This is a genomic window from Mesorhizobium captivum (assembly GCF_033977165.1).
GTDB classification, from domain to species: domain Bacteria; phylum Pseudomonadota; class Alphaproteobacteria; order Rhizobiales; family Rhizobiaceae; genus Mesorhizobium; species Mesorhizobium captivum.
In genome coordinates this window covers 144,415-163,727 of record NZ_JAVIJB010000010.1, presented here as the reverse complement: position 1 = coordinate 163,727, position 19,313 = coordinate 144,415, and the positions used below count along the sequence as shown (strand labels likewise).

General features: G+C 63.7%; 19 protein-coding genes, 1 pseudogene and 1 riboswitch. Of the genes and pseudogenes, 10 read left to right on the top strand and 10 right to left on the bottom strand.

The window, feature by feature from the left end; all coding sequences use genetic code 11:
• The 6 genes and pseudogenes from RFM40_RS11690 to RFM40_RS11665 all read left to right on the top strand — a co-directional run.
• Positions 1-128, top strand: a pseudogene (locus RFM40_RS11690) (S-(hydroxymethyl)glutathione synthase); the annotation flags it as partial.
• A 65-nt stretch (positions 129-193) separates the two neighbouring features.
• Positions 194-661, top strand: a complete 468-nt coding sequence (locus RFM40_RS11685; protein WP_320226657.1) for a YaiI/YqxD family protein — start codon at positions 194-196, stop codon at positions 659-661.
• Positions 662-686: 25 nt separating this feature from the next.
• The gene (locus RFM40_RS11680) at positions 687-1,364 is read left to right on the top strand and encodes a DUF1345 domain-containing protein (protein WP_320277564.1); all 678 of its coding nucleotides are present in this window, start codon (positions 687-689) and stop codon (positions 1,362-1,364) included.
• A gap of 100 nt (positions 1,365-1,464) precedes the next feature.
• Positions 1,465-2,337, top strand: coding sequence for a cytochrome b/b6 domain-containing protein (locus tag RFM40_RS11675; RefSeq protein ID WP_320226656.1), 873 nt, complete (start codon positions 1,465-1,467; stop codon positions 2,335-2,337).
• A 1-nt stretch (position 2,338) separates the two neighbouring features.
• Positions 2,339-3,130: a molybdopterin-binding protein gene (locus tag RFM40_RS11670; protein WP_320277563.1), complete on the top strand. Its 792-nt coding sequence runs from the start codon at positions 2,339-2,341 to the stop codon at positions 3,128-3,130.
• Positions 3,130-3,558, top strand: a complete 429-nt coding sequence (locus RFM40_RS11665) for a GNAT family N-acetyltransferase (RefSeq protein ID WP_320226654.1) — start codon at positions 3,130-3,132, stop codon at positions 3,556-3,558. The genes RFM40_RS11670 and RFM40_RS11665 overlap by 1 nt, the downstream gene beginning before the upstream one ends.
• A gap of 50 nt (positions 3,559-3,608) precedes the next feature.
• Here the strand turns inward: RFM40_RS11665 and RFM40_RS11660 are convergent, their stop codons facing one another.
• Entirely contained in the window at positions 3,609-4,157 is a 549-nt protein-coding gene (locus RFM40_RS11660; RefSeq protein WP_320226653.1) for a DUF3011 domain-containing protein, read from the bottom strand.
• An 89-nt stretch (positions 4,158-4,246) separates the two neighbouring features.
• On the opposite strand from RFM40_RS11660, the gene RFM40_RS11655 reads away from it, so the two are divergent.
• From RFM40_RS11655 to gcvP, 4 genes are all read left to right on the top strand, one after another.
• Positions 4,247-5,077 (top strand): transporter substrate-binding domain-containing protein, encoded by an 831-nt coding sequence (locus RFM40_RS11655; protein WP_320277562.1) that lies wholly within the window; start codon positions 4,247-4,249, stop codon positions 5,075-5,077.
• 94 nt (positions 5,078-5,171) lie between these two features.
• Positions 5,172-5,258: riboswitch (glycine riboswitch) on the top strand.
• 149 nt (positions 5,259-5,407) lie between these two features.
• On the top strand, positions 5,408-6,508 hold the full coding sequence (gene gcvT, locus RFM40_RS11650; protein WP_320277561.1) for a glycine cleavage system aminomethyltransferase GcvT: 1,101 nt from the start codon (positions 5,408-5,410) through the stop codon (positions 6,506-6,508).
• 7 nt (positions 6,509-6,515) lie between these two features.
• A complete protein-coding gene (gene gcvH, locus RFM40_RS11645; protein WP_292118198.1) occupies positions 6,516-6,884 on the top strand; it encodes a glycine cleavage system protein GcvH in 369 nt (122 codons plus the stop codon).
• A gap of 17 nt (positions 6,885-6,901) precedes the next feature.
• The gene (gene gcvP, locus RFM40_RS11640; RefSeq protein WP_320277560.1) at positions 6,902-9,712 is read left to right on the top strand and encodes an aminomethyl-transferring glycine dehydrogenase; all 2,811 of its coding nucleotides are present in this window, start codon (positions 6,902-6,904) and stop codon (positions 9,710-9,712) included.
• 11 nt (positions 9,713-9,723) lie between these two features.
• On the opposite strand, the gene RFM40_RS11635 is transcribed toward gcvP, so the two are convergent.
• The 9 genes from RFM40_RS11635 to cpaB form a co-directional block, all read right to left on the bottom strand.
• The gene (locus RFM40_RS11635) at positions 9,724-10,896 is read right to left on the bottom strand and encodes a GGDEF domain-containing protein (protein WP_320226648.1); all 1,173 of its coding nucleotides are present in this window, start codon (positions 10,894-10,896) and stop codon (positions 9,724-9,726) included.
• Between the two features lie 350 nt (positions 10,897-11,246).
• On the bottom strand, positions 11,247-11,720 hold the full coding sequence (locus RFM40_RS11630; RefSeq protein WP_320226647.1) for a hypothetical protein: 474 nt from the start codon (positions 11,718-11,720) through the stop codon (positions 11,247-11,249).
• 151 nt (positions 11,721-11,871) lie between these two features.
• Positions 11,872-12,834: a type II secretion system F family protein gene (locus RFM40_RS11625; protein WP_320221097.1), complete on the bottom strand. Its 963-nt coding sequence runs from the start codon at positions 12,832-12,834 to the stop codon at positions 11,872-11,874.
• A 1-nt stretch (position 12,835) separates the two neighbouring features.
• Positions 12,836-13,801 (bottom strand): type II secretion system F family protein, encoded by a 966-nt coding sequence (locus RFM40_RS11620; RefSeq protein ID WP_320226646.1) that lies wholly within the window; start codon positions 13,799-13,801, stop codon positions 12,836-12,838.
• 3 nt (positions 13,802-13,804) lie between these two features.
• Positions 13,805-15,226, bottom strand: coding sequence for a TadA family conjugal transfer-associated ATPase (locus RFM40_RS11615; protein ID WP_320226645.1), 1,422 nt, complete (start codon positions 15,224-15,226; stop codon positions 13,805-13,807).
• Entirely contained in the window at positions 15,223-16,437 is a 1,215-nt protein-coding gene (locus RFM40_RS11610) for a CpaE/TadZ family protein (RefSeq protein ID WP_320226644.1), read from the bottom strand. The genes RFM40_RS11615 and RFM40_RS11610 overlap by 4 nt, the downstream gene beginning before the upstream one ends.
• Positions 16,438-16,450: 13 nt before the next feature.
• Positions 16,451-16,726 (bottom strand): hypothetical protein, encoded by a 276-nt coding sequence (locus RFM40_RS11605; protein WP_320226643.1) that lies wholly within the window; start codon positions 16,724-16,726, stop codon positions 16,451-16,453.
• A 4-nt stretch (positions 16,727-16,730) separates the two neighbouring features.
• Positions 16,731-18,170, bottom strand: coding sequence for a type II and III secretion system protein family protein (locus tag RFM40_RS11600; protein WP_320226642.1), 1,440 nt, complete (start codon positions 18,168-18,170; stop codon positions 16,731-16,733).
• A gap of 29 nt (positions 18,171-18,199) precedes the next feature.
• Positions 18,200-19,111, bottom strand: coding sequence for a Flp pilus assembly protein CpaB (gene cpaB / locus RFM40_RS11595; RefSeq protein ID WP_320226641.1), 912 nt, complete (start codon positions 19,109-19,111; stop codon positions 18,200-18,202).
• Between the last annotated feature and the right edge of the window lie 202 nt (positions 19,112-19,313).

Here is a 19,313-nt window from a genome sequence, read left to right as displayed (position 1 = left end):
GCCGCATGGCCGGCATCCGCGGCCAGCTCAAGTCGATCGGGCTCGAACCCTATGACTGCCTCAACCCCGGCCTGATGGACTATATCGCCACCTGGACGGCGAAGAAGTCGGGAGCCTTGGCGGCCTGACAAGTCCCGTGATTTCTGCCATGGGGCTGGCTGACACGCCGGCCCCATATTCGTTTGGAGAGCAAATGCCCGCACCCGTCATCTACGTCGATGCCGATGCCTGCCCGGTCAAGGCCGAGGTCGAGAAGGTGGCGGAGCGTCATGGCGTCGTCGTCACCTATGTCTCCAATGGCGGCCTGCGTCCGTCGCGCGATCCGATGATCCGCAATGTCGTCGTTTCCAAGGGCGCGGACGCAGCGGACGACTGGATTGTCGAGAATGCCCGTCCCAACGATGTCGTGGTGACGGCCGACATCCCGCTTGCCGCGCGCACGGTGGCGCTCGGCACGCATGTGCTGGGACCCACCGGCCGCCCCTTCACGCCAGAGACCATCGGCATGGCTGTCGCGATGCGCGATCTCAAGCAGCATTTGCGCGAGACCGGCGAAAGCCGCGGCTACAACGCCGCTTTCACACTAAAGGACAGGTCGAACTTTCTCGGCGAGCTCGACCGCATCTTGCGGCGGGCGCTCAAATCCGTCACACCGGACTGATCCGAACGCTTTCGGAGGCCGGGCCATGGGTGGCGACACATCCCTCGACACGCCGATGCATCGGCACATGCAGTTCGCTTTGGCCGCAGCCTTCGGCATCGTCGCGCTGCTACTTGCACTGCTTTTGCGCCTGCCGCTCCCCTATTCGATCGGCGCCAACGTGTTCTTTGCGACCTTCATCATCTTGGTCCTTGCCTTGATGCCGAGGCTTACCGGCCGCTATCTCAGCAAGAAAGCGCGCGCCACCGATCTTCCGGTGTTACTGATCTTCGCCGTTACCCTCTTTGTCGTCGGCATCGCCATCGGCTCGCTGTTCCAGCTCATCAACCAGAAGGATGCCGCGCATCCGTGGGAGATCCTGTTCGCGATGCTGTCGATCCCGCTTGGCTGGTTCACCATTCATGCCATGGCGGCCCTGCACTATGCGCATGTCTATTGGATGGGCGGTGATCAGGTCGACGAGAGAACCAAGACGAAGATTCCGGTTGGCGGCCTCGACTTTCCCGGCGACAAGAGGCCGGGAGGTTGGGATTTCCTCTATTTCGCAACTGTCATCGGCATGACCGCGCAGACGGCCGACACTGCGATCACGAACTCGCACATGCGTCAGGTCGTGCTCATCCATTCGATCCTGACGTTTTTCTTCAACACGGTGATCGTTGCCGCCGCGGTCAATCTCGCGGTCACCCTCGGCGCTCCGTAATAAATCCGTGATCGCATGAAACATTGCCTTGTGCGGCGACGTATTGGGGGGAAGACAATGACCTGAAAAGGCCGCTTGGATCATGCGGCCGGAGGACGGAATGGATTCTGCTGCCACGAGCCAACCCGCCACCGAAGCGAAGGCGAAGGACACGACCCTCATCTACCGGCAGTCGCGCTGGACGCGGCTGACCCACTGGCTATGGGCCTTCGCGCTGTTCTTCATGCTGCTTTCGGGCCTGCAGATTTTCAACGCGCGTCCGCAGCTCTACATCGGCAAGGAATCGGGCTTCGCCTACAACAACACCATCCTCGAAATCGGCGCCGAGAATACCGACAATGGGCCGCGCGGCTTCACGAAGCTCTTCGGTCATCGCTTCGACACCACCGGCGTGCTTGGCTGGTCCGGGCCGCCTGGACAGGAGACCCCGCGCGCCTTCCCGGCCTGGGCGACGATTCCCTCCTACTATGACCTCGGCACCGCTCGCGTCGTGCATTTCTTCTTTGCCTGGGTGCTCTCGGCCACTTTAGTGGTCTGGCTGATCACCGGCCTCATCAACGGCCACATCCGTCGCGATCTGGCGCCGCGTGTCGAGGATCTGCGCAAGCTGCCGCGCGACATCGTCGACCATGCGAAGCTGAAGTTCCACCACACGCGCGAATACAACACGCTGCAGAAAATGGCCTATGGCGGCGTGCTGTTCGTGCTGTTGCCGCTGATGATCGTCACCGGCCTCGCGATGTCGCCGAGCATGAATTCGGTGCTTCCCTGGCTCAATGAAATCCTCGGCGGCCGGCAGACGGCGCGCACCATCCACTTCACCGTCATGGTGCTGCTCGTCCTCTTCTTCATCATCCACATGCTGATGATCCTCGCAGCCGGCCCGATCAACGAGCTGCGCTCGATCATCACCGGCTGGTACCGCACCGACCCGCCCAAGAAGCACGACCAGCCGACCGAGAGGAGCGCCTGACATGGCAAAATTCCAGATCAGCCGCCGGAAATTCCTGACCTCGGCCAGCCTCGGCCTGTCAGGCATCGCGCTGTCGGGCTGCGATGCCTTCGACAGCGGCCTTGGCATAGGCGGGGGCTTGCGCAGCTTTCTCGAAAACGCCAACGGCCTGACCTGGCGGGCGCAGCGCCTGCTTGCCGGCCGCGAGGCGCTGGCGCCGGAATTCACCGAGGCCGACATCCGCCAGCCGCAGCGGCCGAACGGCGTCACCGCGCCAGACGACGACACCTACAAGGGTCTTCTCGCCAACAATTTCGCCGACTGGCGCCTAGAGGTCACCGGGCTGGTCGAGAAGCCTCTGTCGCTCACCCGCGAACAGCTCCAGAACATGCCGAGTCGCACCCAGATCACGCGCCACGACTGCGTCGAAGGCTGGAGTTGCATTGCCAAATGGACCGGCACGCCGCTGTCGCTGGTGCTCGACCAGGCGGTGGTGAAGCCTGAGGCGCGCTACGTCATGTTCCACTGCCTCGACACGATCGAGCAGAGCCTCTCAGGCGATATCAAATATTACGGCTCCATCGACTTGATCGATGCCCGCCACCCGCAGACCATCCTGGCCTATGGCCTCAACGGGAAGCCGCTGCCGGTGGAAAACGGCGCGCCGCTGCGCGTGCGGGTCGAGCGCCAGCTAGGCTACAAGATGCCGAAATATCTCTACAAAATAGAGCTGGTCGACGGCTTCACCGCCATAGGCGGCGGCCGCGGCGGCTATTGGGAGGACAATGGCTACGACTGGTATGGCGGGATTTGATGACCCCTCGCCTGCAGGCCGAACACGATCTTCCGCCGGCCGAACTCAACGCGATCGAGGAACGCCTCAACGGCGACAACCGGCTTCACACAGGCCGCGATGACGACCGGGGCCTCGTTTTTGCGTTGCGGGACGAAGCCGGACAGGCAATCGGCGTCGCCGCCGGCTATTCCTGGGCGGGGATCGCCGAGCTCAAATTGATGTGGGTCGAGGAATCCTATCGCGGCCGAGGCCATGCAAAGGCGTTGTTGAACGCCTTCGTCGCCGGGGCCGCCGCTCGCGGCGCGCGGCGCGTATGGGTCTCGACACACGACTTCCAGGCGCCCGGCCTCTACGAAAAGGCCGGGTTCGAGCGTATGGCCGAATTCACCGGGTGGCCCGAAGGCCATTCCAACATCATCCTTTGCAAGACGATGGCTCCCCGATAGGCAGCGTCCGGACGCATCCGGCGTTCAGCATGCAGACCTTGGCGACGCGATCATTCGTCGGGATTATCCACCATGCAGCCGACGCCGTGGCATCCCTGATAGTTGCCGTGGGTATCGAAATTGGGATTGCCGTCCTTGTCGAATTGCGGCGTCGGGTCGATCCATCGGTCGTCACGGCGCGGCTTGGGCCTCGGATAGTAATTGTCCGAATGATGGCCGTGCTGGTTGTTGCTGTCGAGGATCGCGCCGACAATGCCCCCCACGATGATCGCCGCCGCCGCGTCGCCGGGAGACGGCCCACGGCCGGAGCCTGTGACCAGGAATTCCGCCGAGCAGCCATTGTCCACCCAGATGCCGCCGCCGTCGTAGCCCCAGCTTCTGCCGTACTGGCAACGCGACTTCGACAGCCGGTTGGTCAATTGCACGCCGCCGCGCGTGTCGACCCCGCAATAGGAATAGCGATAATCCGCGCTTGAGCAGACCACGCGTTTGGCGCCTGCGGCCTGCGCGGCATCAGGCAGAAGCGACAGCTTTGCCGGATTGCCGAAGGCGCAGGCCAGGAACATCATCGAACCGGTAACTGCCATCCGCACCGACATTTGCAAATCTCCGTCAGGGTCCGCTATCGACAGAATGGCACCTCTGTGTAAATCTGACAACCAGAGGGGCCAGCAGCGAGGTTATATTCATGCGCGCTAAGATAATCGCCGCGATTATACTTGCTCTTTCTGCCTGGTCGACTTTTTTGCCGGCTCGCGCCGACGACAGTCTCAAGCGCGTTATCGAACAGAAGACGCTGACGGTCGGAGTTGCAATCAATCCGCCATGGATCCTCAAGAAGGCCGACGGGAAGTTCGCGGGCTACGATGTCGATCTGACCAATGCGCTCGCCTCGGATCTCGGCGTCGAATTGAAGCTGGTCGAGGTGCCATGGAACGACCTGAAGCCGCGGCTACTGAAAGGCGACTTCGACCTGATCGCGGCCGGCTATGCCAACACGCCGGAGCGTGCGCGCGACGTGGTGTTCTCCAACCCGACGGGCGCCGCCGACATCCGCGTGGTTGCGTCGATTGCCAGCCTCGGCAAGCGGCCGGGCAAGGCGCTGACGGCGCCTGGCTACAAGATCGCCGTGCTGTCCAATTCCACCGACGAGGCGGCCGCCAAGGAGGCTTTCCCGAAGGCGGAAATCCTTTCGTTCAACAATACCACCGACGTTTTTGCCGCCCTCATCGGCGGCAATGCACAGGCCATGGTGGCCACGTCGCCGACGCCGCAAATGGCGGCCAGGCTTTATGATGCGAAGTTCAAGCTGGTGGGCGGCCCGCTGTTGCGCACGCCGGAAGCCTTTGCCCTGCGTCCCGACGACATCCGCCTCGCCCAATACGTCAACAACTGGATCGGCGCGCGCACCGCCGACGGCACCATTTCGGGGGTCCGCCGCTACTGGTTCGGCGGCTTCAAGTGGATGTCGCGCTTCGACACCGGCGCCAAGCCGGAACAGGCCAAGCCGAAGCAGTAGCACTCAAGCCACCTTATTTGGATGTCGCTGGGAGGTGACAAGGTGTCGCCGACGGGCTATGGATGGCGCGTCGAGGACTCAGGCGACTGAGTCCTACCTGTTTGCGGGAGAGAACAGCGAGAGCTGTCGCCGAAGGGGAAATCGCCCGAAATCTCTCAGGCAAAAGAACCGTGGACGGGAAAGACAACTCTGGAAAGTCGGGAATCTTCCCGCGCCGAAGGTGTAAGCGCTGCCGACAGAGTTACGGGGCGCGAGTCTCTCAGGCTTCAGACAGAGGGGCACGGACTAGACCGCCGGTGGCGGTCGATTGCGTGCGACTCTGGAGAAGACATGACGGACGAAGACACCAGACATCTACCCCTCGAGGATTTGCATAACGCGGCAGGCGCGCGTTTCGGCGCGTTCGCCGGCTGGTCGATGCCGCTGACTTATCCGGCGGGCGTGATGAAGGAACACCTTCACACGCGCGAGCATGCCGGCCTGTTCGACATCTCGCATATGAAGCTGTTCGAGGTCGTTGGCTCGGGCGCCGCCGCGCTTCTCGACCGCGCCTGTCCGCTCGATGCCGGCGCGCTGGAGATTTCCCAGTCCAAATACACCTTCTTCCTCAATGAAGCGGCCGGCATCATCGACGACCTAATCGTCACTAGGCTCGGCGACAGTCGCTTCATGGTAGTCGCCAACGCCGGCAACGCGGTCGAGGACGAAAAGCACCTCAGCGCGCTGGCCACGGATTTCGACGCCAAGGTCGAGCCCCTCGACCGCGTCTTCCTGGCCATCCAGGGACCGGACGCCTGGGCCGCGCTTGCGAGGGCCGGCATCGAAACCGGCTCGCTGCTCTTCATGCATGGTGTCGAGCCCCGGCAAAACTGGTTCATGAGCCGCTCCGGCTACACCGGCGAGGACGGTTTCGAGATCGGGCTGCCGGAGGCGGATGCTCGCGATCTCGTCGCCAAGCTGCTGCAGGACGAGCGCGTGCAATGGATCGGCCTTGCCGCTCGCGACAGCCTCAGGCTCGAGGCCGGGCTTTGCCTGCACGGCCAGGACCTGACACCCGAGATCGATCCGGCTAGCGCCGGTCTGATGTGGGCCGTCCCCAAGGAGGTCCGCGCCTCCGGTCATTTCATCGGCGCCGATGCGCTGCGCTCGATCCTCGAGCGTGGCCCGTCGCAGAAGCGCGTCGGCCTGAAGCCCGACGGCCGTCAGCCGGTGCGCGCCGGGGCGGCGCTGGTCGACGCCGACGGCAATCCGGCAGGCCATGTCACCTCGGGCGGTTTCGGCCCCTCGACAGGCCACCCGGTCGCCATGGGCTACGTCAACACTGCGCTGGCCAAGCCCGGCGCCAGACTGTTCGCCGATGTCCGCGGGACGAAAATCTCGATCGACGTCACCTCGCTCCCCTTCACGCCGCATCGCTACCGCAAAGGATGAATTCCCGATGGCAAACACCTATTTCACTGAAGACCATGAATGGCTGCGCGTCGAAGGCGGCGTCGCCACCGTCGGCATCACCGACTACGCGCAGGAGCAGCTCGGCGATCTCGTCTTCGTCGAACTGCCCGAAATCGGCCGCAAGCTCGCCAAGGGCGACACTGCGGTCGTCGTCGAATCCGTCAAGGCGGCGTCGGACGTTTACGCGCCGGTCGACGGCGAGATCACCGAAGCCAACACGTCGCTGTCATCCGACCCTTCATTGGTCAATTCGGCGGCGACGGGCGACGGCTGGCTTTGGAAGATGAAGCTTTCCAACGAAAGCCAGCTCGCCAGCCTCATGGATGAGGCCGCCTACAAAGCCCATATCGGCTGATATCAGGATTTTTGCAAATGACCGCAGCACCTATTCCTTTCTCAGCCCGTCATATCGGCCCCGGCATCAACGATGTCAGGGCAATGCTCGCCGTGATCGGCGTTCCGTCCGTCGAGACGCTGATCAGCCAAGCCGTGCCGAGATCGATCCGCCTCGACCAGCCGCTCGACCTGCCCGCCGCCGCCAGCGAAGCGGAAGCCCTGGCCGAATTGTCGGCGATGATGGCGAAGAATACGGTGCTGAAAAGCTTCATCGGCGCCGGCTACCATGGTGTCTTTGTGCCGCCGGTAATCCAGCGCAACCTTTTCGAGAACCCGGCCTGGTACACGGCCTATACGCCCTACCAGGCCGAGATCAGCCAGGGCCGCCTGGAAATGCTGTTCAACTTTCAGACTTTGGTGACCGAACTGACCGGCCTGCCGGTGGCGTCCGCCTCGCTGCTCGATGAAGCCACCGCCGTCGCCGAAGCCGTCGGCATCGCGCTTCGCCATCATCGCGACAAGCGCACCAAGGTGGCGCTCGCCGGCACGCCCCACCCGCAGACGCTCGATGTCGTGCGCACCCGCGCCGAGCCGCTCGGCATCGAGGTCGACGGCGAGACGATCGACGACAACACCGCCGCCCTGCTCGTCTCCTGGCCGGACACGTTCGGTGTCTATGGCGACCACAAGGCGGCGATCGAGAAAGCCCACGCCACGGGCGCGCTGGTCGTCTTCATCGCCGATCCGCTTGCCCTGACACTGACGGATGCGCCGGCAAAGCTCGGCGCCGACATCGCCGTCGGTCCAATGCAGCGCTTCGGCGTGCCGATGGGCTTTGGCGGCCCGCATGCCGCCTATTGCGCCGTCTCCGACAGGCTGACCCGCCTGATGCCCGGCCGCCTTGTCGGCCAATCGACCGATACCATGGGTCGCCCGGGCTACCGGCTGGCGCTGCAGACGCGCGAGCAGCACATCCGTCGCGACAAGGCCACCTCCAACATCTGCACCGCGCAGGCGCTACTCGCCAACATGGCGACGGCCTACGCCATCTGGCACGGCCCCACCGGCCTGCAGGCGATCGCCGAGCGCATTCACACCCTCGCCAACCGCATGGCGGCGGGGCTGAAGGCCGCAGGCGTGACAGTCCTGGGCACACACCGCTTCGACACGGTGACGGCGGAAGTGAAGGGTAAGGCCGCGGCAATAGCCGCCGCGGCCGAGAAGACCGGCCGGCTGCTGCGCGTCATCGATGCCGACAAGATCAGCATCGCCTTCGACGAGACCTCGACGGAAGCCGACCTGGAGGCGATCGCGGCCCTGTTCGGCGCCAAGTCCGGCACGGTGGAAGCCGACTCCATGCCCGGCAAGCCGCGCGGCAAGGAGTTCCTTACCCAGCCGGTTTTCCACGAGAACCACTCCGAGACCGACATGATGCGCTTCCTGCGCCGGCTGGCCGACAAGGATCTCGCGCTCGACCGCGCCATGATCCCGCTCGGTTCCTGCACGATGAAGCTCAACGCCGCCGCCGAGATGATGCCGGTGAGCTGGTGGAATATCGCCAACCTGCATCCCTTTGCCCCGGCCGGCCATTCGGCCGGCTACCGCGCCATGGTCGGCGAGCTGGAAGCCTGGCTGTCGGAAATCACCGGTTTCGACGCGGTCAGCCTGCAGCCCAATGCCGGCAGCCAGGGCGAATATGCCGGCCTGCTCGCCATCCGCGCCTATCACCGCTCGCGCGGTGAAGGCCATCGCACTGTCTGCCTGATCCCATCCTCCGCGCATGGCACCAATCCGGCGAGTGCTGCGATGGCCGGAATGAGCGTCATCGTCGTACGCTGCGCCGAGGACGGCAGTATCGACATGGACGATTTGAGGGCCAAGGCCAACGAGCATTCCAAGAACCTCGCGGCGCTGATGTTTACCTACCCCTCAACGCATGGCGTCTACGAGGAAGGCGCGCGCCACCTCTGCGCCCTGATCCACGAGCATGGCGGCCAGGTCTATTTCGATGGCGCCAATCTCAACGCCCTGGTCGGCCTTGCCCGACCCGGCGATATCGGCGCCGACGTCTGCCACATGAATTTGCACAAGACCTTCTGCATCCCGCATGGCGGAGGCGGCCCGGGCGTCGGCCCGATCGGCGTCAGGGCGCATCTAAAACCCTATCTGCCGGGCCATGTCACCGAAGGCTCGGCGCATGCCGTGGCGGCCGCTCCTTTCGGCAGCGCTTCCATCCTGCCGATCACCTGGATGTACATCCGCATGATGGGCGGCGCAGGGCTGAAGCAGGCGACCGAGACGGCGATCGTTTCAGCCAACTATGTGGCGACGCGGCTCGCACCGCATTTCCCGCTCCTCTACAAGGGCAGGAGCGATCGCATCGCGCATGAGTGCATCCTCGACACCCGCGTGCTCAAGGAGAGCGCCGGCATCAGCGTCGACGACATCGCCAAGCGCCTGATCGACTACGGCTTCCACGCGCCGACCATGTCGTTCCCGGTTGCCGGTACGCTGATGGTCGAGCCGACCGAATCCGAGCCTAAGCGCGAGCTCGACCGTTTCTGCGAGGCGATGATTGCGATCGCCGGCGAGGCGGCGAAGGTGGCGAAGGGAGAGTGGCCGCTCAACGACAACCCTCTGGTCAACGCCCCGCACACCGCCGCCGAGGCGCTGGCCGGCGCATGGGCCCATCCCTACTCGCGGCTCGAGGCGGCCTATCCGGCCGGTGACGCCGATCTGTCGGCGAAGTACTGGCCGCCGGTATCGCGCATCGACAATGTCGCCGGCGACCGCAACCTTGTCTGCTCCTGCCCGCCGCTGACGGAATATCTCGGCGCCGCCGAGTAACCGAAGCGGATTCAGGCAGAACGCAAGGTCGGCCCGGCGTCGGGCTGGCCGGCCTTTTTCTGAACAACGACGCGATTCCTCCCGCCACGCTTGGCCGCGTAGAGCGCGGCGTCCGCCTCGGCCAGCACCTCGTCCAGGGTCCGGCCGTCGGCGGCGCCAAATCCCATGCCGCCGCTGACGCTGCTGCGCAGCGGGCCGCGAGGGGTCGGAACGATTTCGGTTCCGAAGGCCACGCCGATCCGGCTTGCCCAGTCATGTGCCTTTTCCGGCGTCACGCGCGACATGACGAGCGCGAATTCCTCGCCGCCCAGCCGGAAGGCATCGACCCCTGTCCTGCCATATTTCTTGATCACCGCCGCGAAGCGGCAAAGCACCTGATCGCCGACAGGATGGCCGAAGACGTCGTTGGTCATCTTGAAATGGTCGAGATCGAACATCGCGATTGCCATGAACGGACCGAAGCTGCGATCGCCGTAAAGCTCGCTGAGCGCTCTGCGGTTCATCAGGCCGGTCAGCGGATCGGTCATCGTCTCGGCCTTGAGCTCGATCTGCGCCTGCAGATGGTGCAGCGAAAGCGTCAGCGCGCCGAGGCCGGTCATGCAGGCGACCGCGACGACGGAGTTCAACCGCTCAGCCCAATTGTCGGGCGCGGCGCCGAGGATCCATTGCCCGTGGACGAGCAGCACCAGGCCGCACAGCGCGAAGGATAGCCCACAGGCGCCGCTCAGGAACGAAACGACGAGCAGGATCCGGCGGTCGTGATCGCCCTTCATCCAGAACATCGTTCCGATCGCGGCGAGCAGCGCCGTCACAGTCGCGTAAGTGATCTGGAAGCCGATGCCGTCGAAACCGAGATAGGTGAAAGTCGCGCAGGCGGCCATGGCGGCAAGCGTCGGCAGAACAACCCTGCCATGGTTGCCCACGCCCAGATATTGCATCGCCGACATGCAGATGATGAGGAACCCCAGGCTGAGCAGCACCAGCACTGCCTCGCAGAGCCAGGGATTGGGTTCCTTGGTGTACTGCCAGAACAGAACGACATGCGCGACAAGCACGAGGATGCCGCACGCCACCGTCAGCACGAATCGCGCCCGCGGAGCCGTGAACCAGATCGCTAGCATGGTGATGCTGAGGCACGTGCCCGACAGCGCCGCCGCGAGCAGGAGCGAACTAAAATCCAACATTGTTGAGCCGCAGCCTCTTGGGAGTCGTCGGTTACGCTGTATTCTAGGTTAATGGCGCCCCGCCGATACCGTTTTCCGCTAACCTTTCGACCCAACCTTCCGATAAGGTTTACAAAGCATCCACTACTGCATCTAGCAGACGCGAAGACTATAAATTTTTTGGTTTATATTGAAACAGTTCTTTTTCACGAGCGCGAGGCGATCCGCGCGAAAAAACAGCATTCGCCCGGTGTTGCTTTGATTTCGCCAATCGACAAACAGGGTGGAACCTGTCCCGTTTCGCAGAAACGGCGTTCGACCAGTAGCCGGTGAATTCTGCCATAGCCGATTCAATCCAAGCCCGATAGGCTTTAGCTCTTGTCGAGCAGCGCCAGGTTGGCATCGACCACGGTCTGGTCGCCCAAGCCGGCCTTGGCTTCGAGCAGCAGCACCCTTGCCTTCTTCTTGTTGCCGCGCAGCAGCTGCGAATAGCCCATATTGTTGACGATCTGCGGCTTGCGCCCGGCGACCCTCAGCAATTGGGCATAAGCGCGATCGGCGAAGTCGAAGCGGCCAAGCTCGTCATAGGAGGCGGCAAGCCCCATCCAGGCCTCCGCGTTGTCGGCCTTGAGCTCCACCGCCTTGCGGAAATGCTGTTCGGCAAGACCGAAATTCGCCTCGCGGAACTGCGCCTTGCCCTCCGCCAGGTCGGTGGCGCTGACGTCCTTGGCCGTTGGCTGGATGGCGGTGGTCTTGGTCGTATCGACGTTGTTGCTCGTCGTGCAGCCGGTGATCATCAAGACGGCCGCCAACGCCGCCGCTGCCGTGGGAAGTCTGTGACGCATGCCCTGCCCCATCGCCCGATTTGCCGGGTCGTTCTTCAGCAAGGACCGTACAGGACAGCGATTAAGCTTCGGTGCCGAAATGCAGCTAAATTTCGGTCGCGTGCAAAGGATGCGTTAACCGGCACGCTGCAGGCCGGCCTCACCTGAATCCTCAGTGCGCCGTCAGCTTTACGACGATCGGAATAATGGCGACCATCAGCACCACCGGCAGGATGCACATCGTCACCGGCACCGACATCTTGGCCGGCAGGGCATGCGCCTTCTCTTCGGCAAGCGACATGCGCTTGTGGCGCATTTCGTCGGAAAAGACGCGCAGCGCGCCCGACAGGCTGGTGCCTAGCTCCTTGGACTGCTGCAGCAGCGTTGCAAAGGAGCGCACTTCGTCGAGGCTGAGGCGGTCGGCGAGCGCCTTCAATGCATCGTCGAGGCTGCGGCCGGCCCTGAGCTCGAGCGACACCAATTGCAGGTTCTGGCTGAGCGATGGATAGGTCCTGGCGAGCTCCTTCGAGACTCGCTCGATGCCGGCCTCCATGCTCATGCCGGCGTCGGAGCAGACGATCATCAGGTCCATGAAATCGGGAAAGCCGTTGCGATATTCGCGCATCTTTTCCCGCACCTTCTGCGTCAGCACCAGACCCGGCAGGAAATAGCCGGCCGCTCCCGACAGGATGATGAAGGTCCAGCGGCTGGTCACGGTCGACTCGGCGCTGGCCGCCCAGTGGTTGATCAGGAACGCGCCAAGTGCTGCGCCGACCAGCGCGGCAAAACGGATCAGAAAGAACATGCCGACGGCGCGCGGCTCCATATAGCCGGCCTGGATGAGCTTCAGGCGCAACCGCGCGACGTTTTCCGGGTCGCTCTTGGCGTAGAATTCCTGCGCCCGCTTCACCGCCTTCTCGCGCACGGCGCTGGTGTTCTTCCTTGGCGCCGGCTCCGCCTGCTCGATCGGCTGGGCCACCTCGACCTTCAGCCGACGCTTGACTTCGTTGCGATCGCCCTTGGCGACGACCAGCGGCCAGGCCACCGCGCCGCCGCCCAGCACCAGCAAAAGCACCGCCACCGGCATCAGCGATGTCGGCGCGAGCGACGCGAGGAAGCGGATGATGTCTTCCATCTCAGAACCTGAAATTCGACATCTTGAACATGATGGCGTTGCCGAGCAGCAGCCACAGGATCGAGCCGCCCAGCATATACCAGGTCTTGGGTATCCCCCACACATCGCGGTAGAACTGCGGCATGAGCACCATGATGGCGGTGAACAGAAGCACCGGCACGGCGGTCAGGATGTAGGCCGACATGCGGCCTTCGGTCGAAATGGCGCGTACCTTGCGCCGCAGCTTGCCACGCTCGCGGATCGTCGCCGACAGCCCATCCAGGATCTCGCGCAGGTTGCCGCCGGAACTGGTCTGGATCGACACGGCGGTGACGAACAGCGGCAGATCCTCGTGGCCAACCCGTTCGAACAGGTTGTTGAGTGCCGAAACCAGATCGGAGCCATAAGTCACCTCGTCGGCCACGACGCCGAACTCGGTGCCGATCGGATCGGCCATCTCACGCGCCACCATCGCAATCGCCACCGGCACTGGATGGCCGGCCTTGAGGCCGCGCGTGATCAGCTCTAGCGCCTCCGGCAACTGCAGGCCGAAGCGCTTATGCCGGCGCTTGCGCAGAAAACGCATCGCCATCACCGGCAAGACCGGCGACAGCACCAGGAACAAGCCCAGGCCGAACAGCAGAGGCAGGCCGTACCAGACGGCAACAAGCGCCAGAGCGAAAGCCACGCCCGAGGTGATCATGAGGAACTTGGCCAGCGGCATGATCATGCCGGACTGGGTGCGCAAGGCGCGAAAGCGATCGAAAGAAAACAGGGACATGCCGCCTTCGACGCCGCGCTCCTTGCGCAACTGGATCAACACCTGCTCCTGGCTGATCTTGTTCTCCGCCAGCTTCATGCGGCGGTTGATCGCCGTGCGCTTGTCGCTGCGGCCGGCATAGAGCAGGTAGCAGCCTTCGGCGATCATGATGCCGGTGAGCGCCGCCGCGGCGTAGACAGCGTAGATCGGGCTGAACCCCTCGAGCACCGGCTACTCCTGCGGCCGGCCGGGTTCGAAATATTTGCCCGGAAATTCGATGCCCATGTTGCGCAGGTCCTCGAGGAAGCGCGGGCGAATGCCTGTCGCCTCGAAATGACCGATGATCTTGCCGTCCGCCTCCATGCCGGTGCGCACGAAGCGGAAGATCTCCTGCATCTGGATGACGTCGCCTTCCATGCCCGTCACCTCGGCGACGCTGGTCACCTTGCGCTTGCCGTCGGACAGGCGCGTCAACTGCACGATGATGTCGAGCGCGCTGGCGATCTGGCTGCGGATCGACTGCACCGTCATCGGCATGCCGGTCATGCCGAGCATCTGCTCGAGGCGCGAGATGGCGTCGCGCGGCGTGTTGGCGTGGATGGTCGCCATTGAGCCTTCATGGCCGGTGTTCATCGCCTGCAGCATGTCGAAGGCTTCTTCGCCGCGGCACTCGCCGAGGATGACGCGATCGGGACGCATGCGCAGCGCGTTCTTGACCAGGTCGCGCTGCTTGAGCTCGCCATGGCCCTCGATGTTGGCCGGACGCGTCTCCATGCGCGCGACGTGCGGCTGTTGCAGTTGCAGCTCGGCGGCGTCCTCGATGGTGATCAGGCGCTCGTCCTCGGGAATGAAGGCCGACAACGCGTTGAGCATCGTCGTCTTGCCGGTGCCGGTGCCGCCGGAGATGATCGTGGTCTTGCGCGCATGCACGGCCGCCGCCAGCACCTCGGCCATGTTCTGCGTGATGGCGCCGAACTCGACCAGCTTGTGCAGGCCGAGCTTGTTCTTGGAGAACTTGCGGATCGACACCAGCGGCCCGTCGACGCCGACCGGCCGGATGGCGGCGTTGAAGCGCGAGCCGTCGAGCATGCGGGCGTCGACCATCGGCTGCGATTCATCGACGCGGCGGCCGACGGCGGCGACAATTTTGTTAATGATTCGAAGCAGATGCGCCTCGTCCTTGAACGGGATGTGGACCTGCTGCAGCTTGCCGCGTTTTTCGACGAAGCAATTCTGATGGCCGTTGATCAGGATGTCGTTGATCTCCGGATCCTTGAGCAGCGGCTCCAGCGGGCCGAGGCCGACCATCTCGTCGACGATGTCGTCGACCAGCGCGTCGAGCTCGGCGGTATTGATCGCCATCCGCTCCTCGCGCGTCTTTTCCGAAACGAACTCATGCACCTGGCGGCGCATTTCGTCCTTGGGCAGCCGCTCCAGCGCGACGAGATTGATCTCCTCGAGCAGCATGCGGTGGATCCGCACGCGCGCGTCGAGCACCTTGTTGGCGCTTTTTGCGGGCGCGTGGTCCGGCTTTGGCGCAGCCGGCTTGCGGGTCGTCGGAATGACCACGGCATGATGCGCGACAGGCGCTGGTTCGGGCGGCCGCTGCGGACGGGCGTCGCGGTTCTGCAGGGTGGAGAAGCGGCTGCTCATCCTGCTTTCCTCTTCAAGAGGCCCTTGCCGAGGCCGAACAGCGACTTCGACTTTGTCGTCGTCGTGACCGCCTCTTCCGGCAGGATGATCTTCTTCAGGTCGTTGACGACATTGGCGTTGGGATCGATGTCGTGCAGCGGCACGCCGCGGTCGACGGCCTCGCGCACGAGCCGGTAATTGTTGGAGATGCCGCCGACGAAGTGCTCGCCGAGAATGTCCTCGACGTCGGCCTGCTTGATGCCGCTGTCGAACATCTTCTGCTCGAAGCGATTGACGATGACGCTGGGCTTCACTTCCCGGCCGGCAGTCTCATAGATGGCCTGGATAAGACGCTGCGTATGCCTGAGACAAGGCACCGTCATCTCGGCCACGATATAGAGCTTGTTGGAGCCCAGCAGCACCGTCTCGGTCCATGGGAACCAGGTGCGCGGCATGTCGATGACGACATTGTCGAAATAGGCCGAGACGAGGTCGAGCATGCGCACCACGACATCGGTCTTGAACGAGCGCATTTCCGAAGGGCGCGTCGGTGCTGCAAGCACGCAGAGCCCGCTCGCATGCTTGGAGAGCATGACATCCAGCAGCTGCCGGTCGAGGCGTTCGGGCTGGTTCTCGATTTCGGTGATGTCGAAGCGCGGTTCGAGGTCGAGATATTCGGCGCAGGCGCCTTGCTGGAAATTGAGGTCGACCACGCAGGTCGAGGCGCCGCGCGTCACCGAATGATGCAGCTGGAAGGCTGTCTGCAGTGCCAGCGTGGTGGTGCCGACGCCGCCGGCGGCCGGCATGAAGGTGTAGATCTGCGACTCGGTGTTTTCCTCCCGCCCCGGCCCCTGCAGCGCGCGGATGACGGAGCGCACCAGGTCGGCGGTGGTGATCGGCTTGACCAGGAAGTCGGCGACCTTGAGCTGCACCAGGATGCGCACGGCCGCGGCGTTGAATTCCTGCGTGACGACGACAACCGGAACGCGGCCTTCGAGCCGGCGCATGATGCGCTGCAGCGACTCGATTTCCTCGAGCTTGGCCGCATCCATGTCGACGATGACGGTGCCGAAAACGGCTTCCAGAACCTCGCCGCGGAGTTCGTTGACGCTCTTCTCGACCGTCGAGATCTCGATGACCTCGGACGCGGCGAAAGCCGTCCGCGTGTCCTGCGAAAAGGTCCTGTCGGTGGAAACGAGCAGGATCTTCTTGGTCTTGGTGCCGGATGCCATGGTCGTCAGCCCATCAGTCGGATGTCGTTGATGCCGATGTCGTCGATGCCGACTCCGAACCGGCTTTCGCTCCCGCGGCACTGGTCGTGGAGCTCGTGCTCTGAGCCGGCACCAGGAGCCTGGTGTTCTGGACGCCGTACCGCCAAGGGTCGACCATCTGCATGACCGTGTTGGACGCCTGCGCGTTGCCGGCCGCCGGCGTCACGCCTTCGGTGCGCACGTAGTCGTCGCTGGTGCATCCAGCGAGGGCACCGGCAAGCAGCAGAGCGATGCAAGGAGCCAGGCGCATGGCTTCAGTCCTTCGGCAGATCGAGGAAATGGCCGGACGTCGTGGCGGCCACCGGACGGGCTGCGCTGCCGTCGGCCAGCGCCACGGGGCGCTTGGGCGCTGAGGCGTCCACTTCCTCGGTGTTGTTCAGGAAATAATCGGCCGGACTTGCCGGCCGCGTTCCGTCGGTCGGCTCGACCATCTTCTTTGACGGATCGACCGGCTTGACCAGGTAAGGCGTGACGATGATCACCAGGTCGGTCTCGCGTCGCTGATAGGATTTCGAGGAGAACAGCGAACCCAGCACCGGCAGCTTGCCAAGCCCCGGCAGGCGCGAGGTGGTGATGTCGTTTTGCGACTGCAGAAGGCCGGCGATCATAAAACTCTGGCCGTTCTTCAGGTCGACCGATGTCTTGGCGCGACGCACGATGAAGGCCGGAATGGAGATGCCGCTGCTGACTTCGATAGAAGCGGAAGTGTCGATCGAGGACACTTCCGGCGCGATGTCCAGGCTGACCAGCCCGTCCTTGAGCACGGTCGGCGTGAAATCCAGGCCGACGCCGTATTTCTTGTAGGTGACGCTGATCTTGCCGTTGTCTTCCGAAACCGGGATCGGGAATTCGCCGCCGGCGAGGAAGCTCGCCGTCTGGCCGGAACGGGCGATCAGGTTCGGCTCGGCCAGCCGCCGGGCGAGGCCGCGCTCCTCCAGCGCCTTGATGGCGATGTCGATCGAAACGCCGTTCGAGAGCAGCCGGCCGATGATCTCACCGGTACCCGCCGTCGGCACGGTGCCGGGATCGATGATGACGTCGCGGCCGCCGATGCCGAAGGCGAAGTTGGCGCCGTATTTGGCGCCCAGATCCTGTCCCGCCTGGCGGTTGATCTCGACGAAGCGGACGTTGAGCTGGACCTGCTGCGAGGACGAGATGTTGACCGAGTTGATCACTTCCTCGTTGCCGGAAAAGCGCGACGCGATCTTGCTGGCCTTCTCGGCCGCGACCGCATCCTCGGCCTCGCCCGACAGCACCACGCGGCCATTGGCCGAACCGACCTTGATCTTGGCATCCGGCACGCTGGCGCGGATGGTGCTTGCGAGCTGGTCGGTATCCAGCGTCACCTCGATGTCGATGGTGCCGACGAGCTGCTTGTTCTGATCGAAGAGCGCGATGCCGGTGGTGCCGAGATTGTTGCCCAGCACATAAAAGGATTTGTCGGTCAGCGGGTTGACGTTGGCGATCTCCGGATCGCCGATGACGATCTGGTAGAAGGCGGCGCTCGTCATGATCGTCTTGGGTTTGCCTTTGGCGACCTTGATCGAGGCGTTCCTGTTGGCTGAGACGTATACGACATCGTTGTCGGCCCAGGCCGAAGCGCCGAAGCCAAATACCGCCAAAGGCACGGCCAGCGCGATCGCGCGCAGCAGGCGCCGCCCCTTGGCCGTCCGAAACACATCAAGCCCAAACATTGTCCCTGTCCCCGACCGGTCCCCACCGGCTATTGCTGCTGCGGCTCCCGCGAAGGAACCTTGTATTCCTCGACCTTCTCGCCGCGCGTCACGATCACCGTCTTGAATTTTGGCTCTTCCGGCTCTTTCGCCACCGTATTGACCAGCGAGGCGGCGCTTGCCTCTGCGCTCGCGGCGACCGAACCGCCGAAGGAGGAGATGGTGGTGAGCCCATTGCTGGTGGCGCTGGCATCGGCGGCGGACCGCAAGGACAAGGACAATGTACCGACGGTGCGAGCAAGCGCGACCTTCTGCGCCCCTTCGTTCGTCACCTCGAGGGTCACCGAATTGGCGATCTGCGGCTCGGTCTTGCGCTCGTCCGCGCCCTGCCCAACCGAAAGCACCTTCGCATCGGAAACCACGATCTCGGACGTGACCGTCGAGCCGGATGCCCCTTGGGCGTTCTTGGCCACTTCCTGGATTTCGCCCGCGTCGCGCGTCAGCACGACGTCGACCCGGTCGCCCGGCGTGATGAAGCCGCCGACGCCGGCGATTTCATCGGTGCGGATGGTGACGGCCCGCATGCCTGGCGACAGCAGGTTGGAGAGCGTCGCGCGGCCGTTCGGCCCCGACAGCTTGGTGAGCAGCACCGGCTCGTTGACCTCGATCGGCGACAGCACGACGCGGCTGCCTTCGGCAAGCAGCTTGTCGATGGTCGGGAAGGCGCCCTGCGGCAGGGAATCCTGCGGCCACGGGATTTCGGTGAGTTGCGATCGATCGAGCTGCATACCGTAGCGCAGCGGAGCATTGGCCACCACGATGGTCTTGAACTCGACCTTGGGCTCCTGCGGCGCCGCGATCGATGCCACCTTTTGCTCGGATTGGGCCCTCGCCTGGCTTTTGACCCAGAAATCCGCGGCAAAGATCGAGATCGCGCCGAAAACGGCTGCGATGCCGATCATGGTTATGGCCCTGCCCCTCACAACGAACCCCTGACGCCCCGCGGTCTTTTGTTTGTTGCCTCTCACGCTAGGCGTCATTGTTAAAGAATCAGGAATCCAAACGTATGGAGACCGCCCTATTTCCGGCGGCTTGGTTATCGAATGGTTTTAGAATAAGAGAGACTTTGATCCCTGAACGGAACAGGAACTCGTTCGCCCGCCA

Coding starts and splice junctions, on each gene's coding strand:
- RFM40_RS11685 (WP_320226657.1), top strand. CDS start 194: ATGCCCGCACCCGTCATCTACGTCGATGCCGATGCCTGCCCGGTCAAG.
- RFM40_RS11680 (WP_320277564.1), top strand. CDS start 687: ATGGGTGGCGACACATCCCTCGACACGCCGATGCATCGGCACATGCAG.
- RFM40_RS11675 (WP_320226656.1), top strand. CDS start 1,465: ATGGATTCTGCTGCCACGAGCCAACCCGCCACCGAAGCGAAGGCGAAG.
- RFM40_RS11670 (WP_320277563.1), top strand. CDS start 2,339: ATGGCAAAATTCCAGATCAGCCGCCGGAAATTCCTGACCTCGGCCAGC.
- RFM40_RS11665 (WP_320226654.1), top strand. CDS start 3,130: ATGACCCCTCGCCTGCAGGCCGAACACGATCTTCCGCCGGCCGAACTC.
- RFM40_RS11660 (WP_320226653.1), bottom strand. CDS start 4,157: ATGTCGGTGCGGATGGCAGTTACCGGTTCGATGATGTTCCTGGCCTGC.
- RFM40_RS11655 (WP_320277562.1), top strand. CDS start 4,247: ATGCGCGCTAAGATAATCGCCGCGATTATACTTGCTCTTTCTGCCTGG.
- gcvT (WP_320277561.1), top strand. CDS start 5,408: ATGACGGACGAAGACACCAGACATCTACCCCTCGAGGATTTGCATAAC.
- gcvH (WP_292118198.1), top strand. CDS start 6,516: ATGGCAAACACCTATTTCACTGAAGACCATGAATGGCTGCGCGTCGAA.
- gcvP (WP_320277560.1), top strand. CDS start 6,902: ATGACCGCAGCACCTATTCCTTTCTCAGCCCGTCATATCGGCCCCGGC.
- RFM40_RS11635 (WP_320226648.1), bottom strand. CDS start 10,896: ATGTTGGATTTTAGTTCGCTCCTGCTCGCGGCGGCGCTGTCGGGCACG.
- RFM40_RS11630 (WP_320226647.1), bottom strand. CDS start 11,720: ATGCGTCACAGACTTCCCACGGCAGCGGCGGCGTTGGCGGCCGTCTTG.
- RFM40_RS11625 (WP_320221097.1), bottom strand. CDS start 12,834: ATGGAAGACATCATCCGCTTCCTCGCGTCGCTCGCGCCGACATCGCTG.
- RFM40_RS11615 (WP_320226645.1), bottom strand. CDS start 15,226: ATGAGCAGCCGCTTCTCCACCCTGCAGAACCGCGACGCCCGTCCGCAG.
- RFM40_RS11610 (WP_320226644.1), bottom strand. CDS start 16,437: ATGGCATCCGGCACCAAGACCAAGAAGATCCTGCTCGTTTCCACCGAC.
- RFM40_RS11605 (WP_320226643.1), bottom strand. CDS start 16,726: ATGCGCCTGGCTCCTTGCATCGCTCTGCTGCTTGCCGGTGCCCTCGCT.
- RFM40_RS11600 (WP_320226642.1), bottom strand. CDS start 18,170: ATGTTTGGGCTTGATGTGTTTCGGACGGCCAAGGGGCGGCGCCTGCTG.
- cpaB (WP_320226641.1), bottom strand. CDS start 19,111: ATGATCGGCATCGCAGCCGTTTTCGGCGCGATCTCGATCTTTGCCGCG.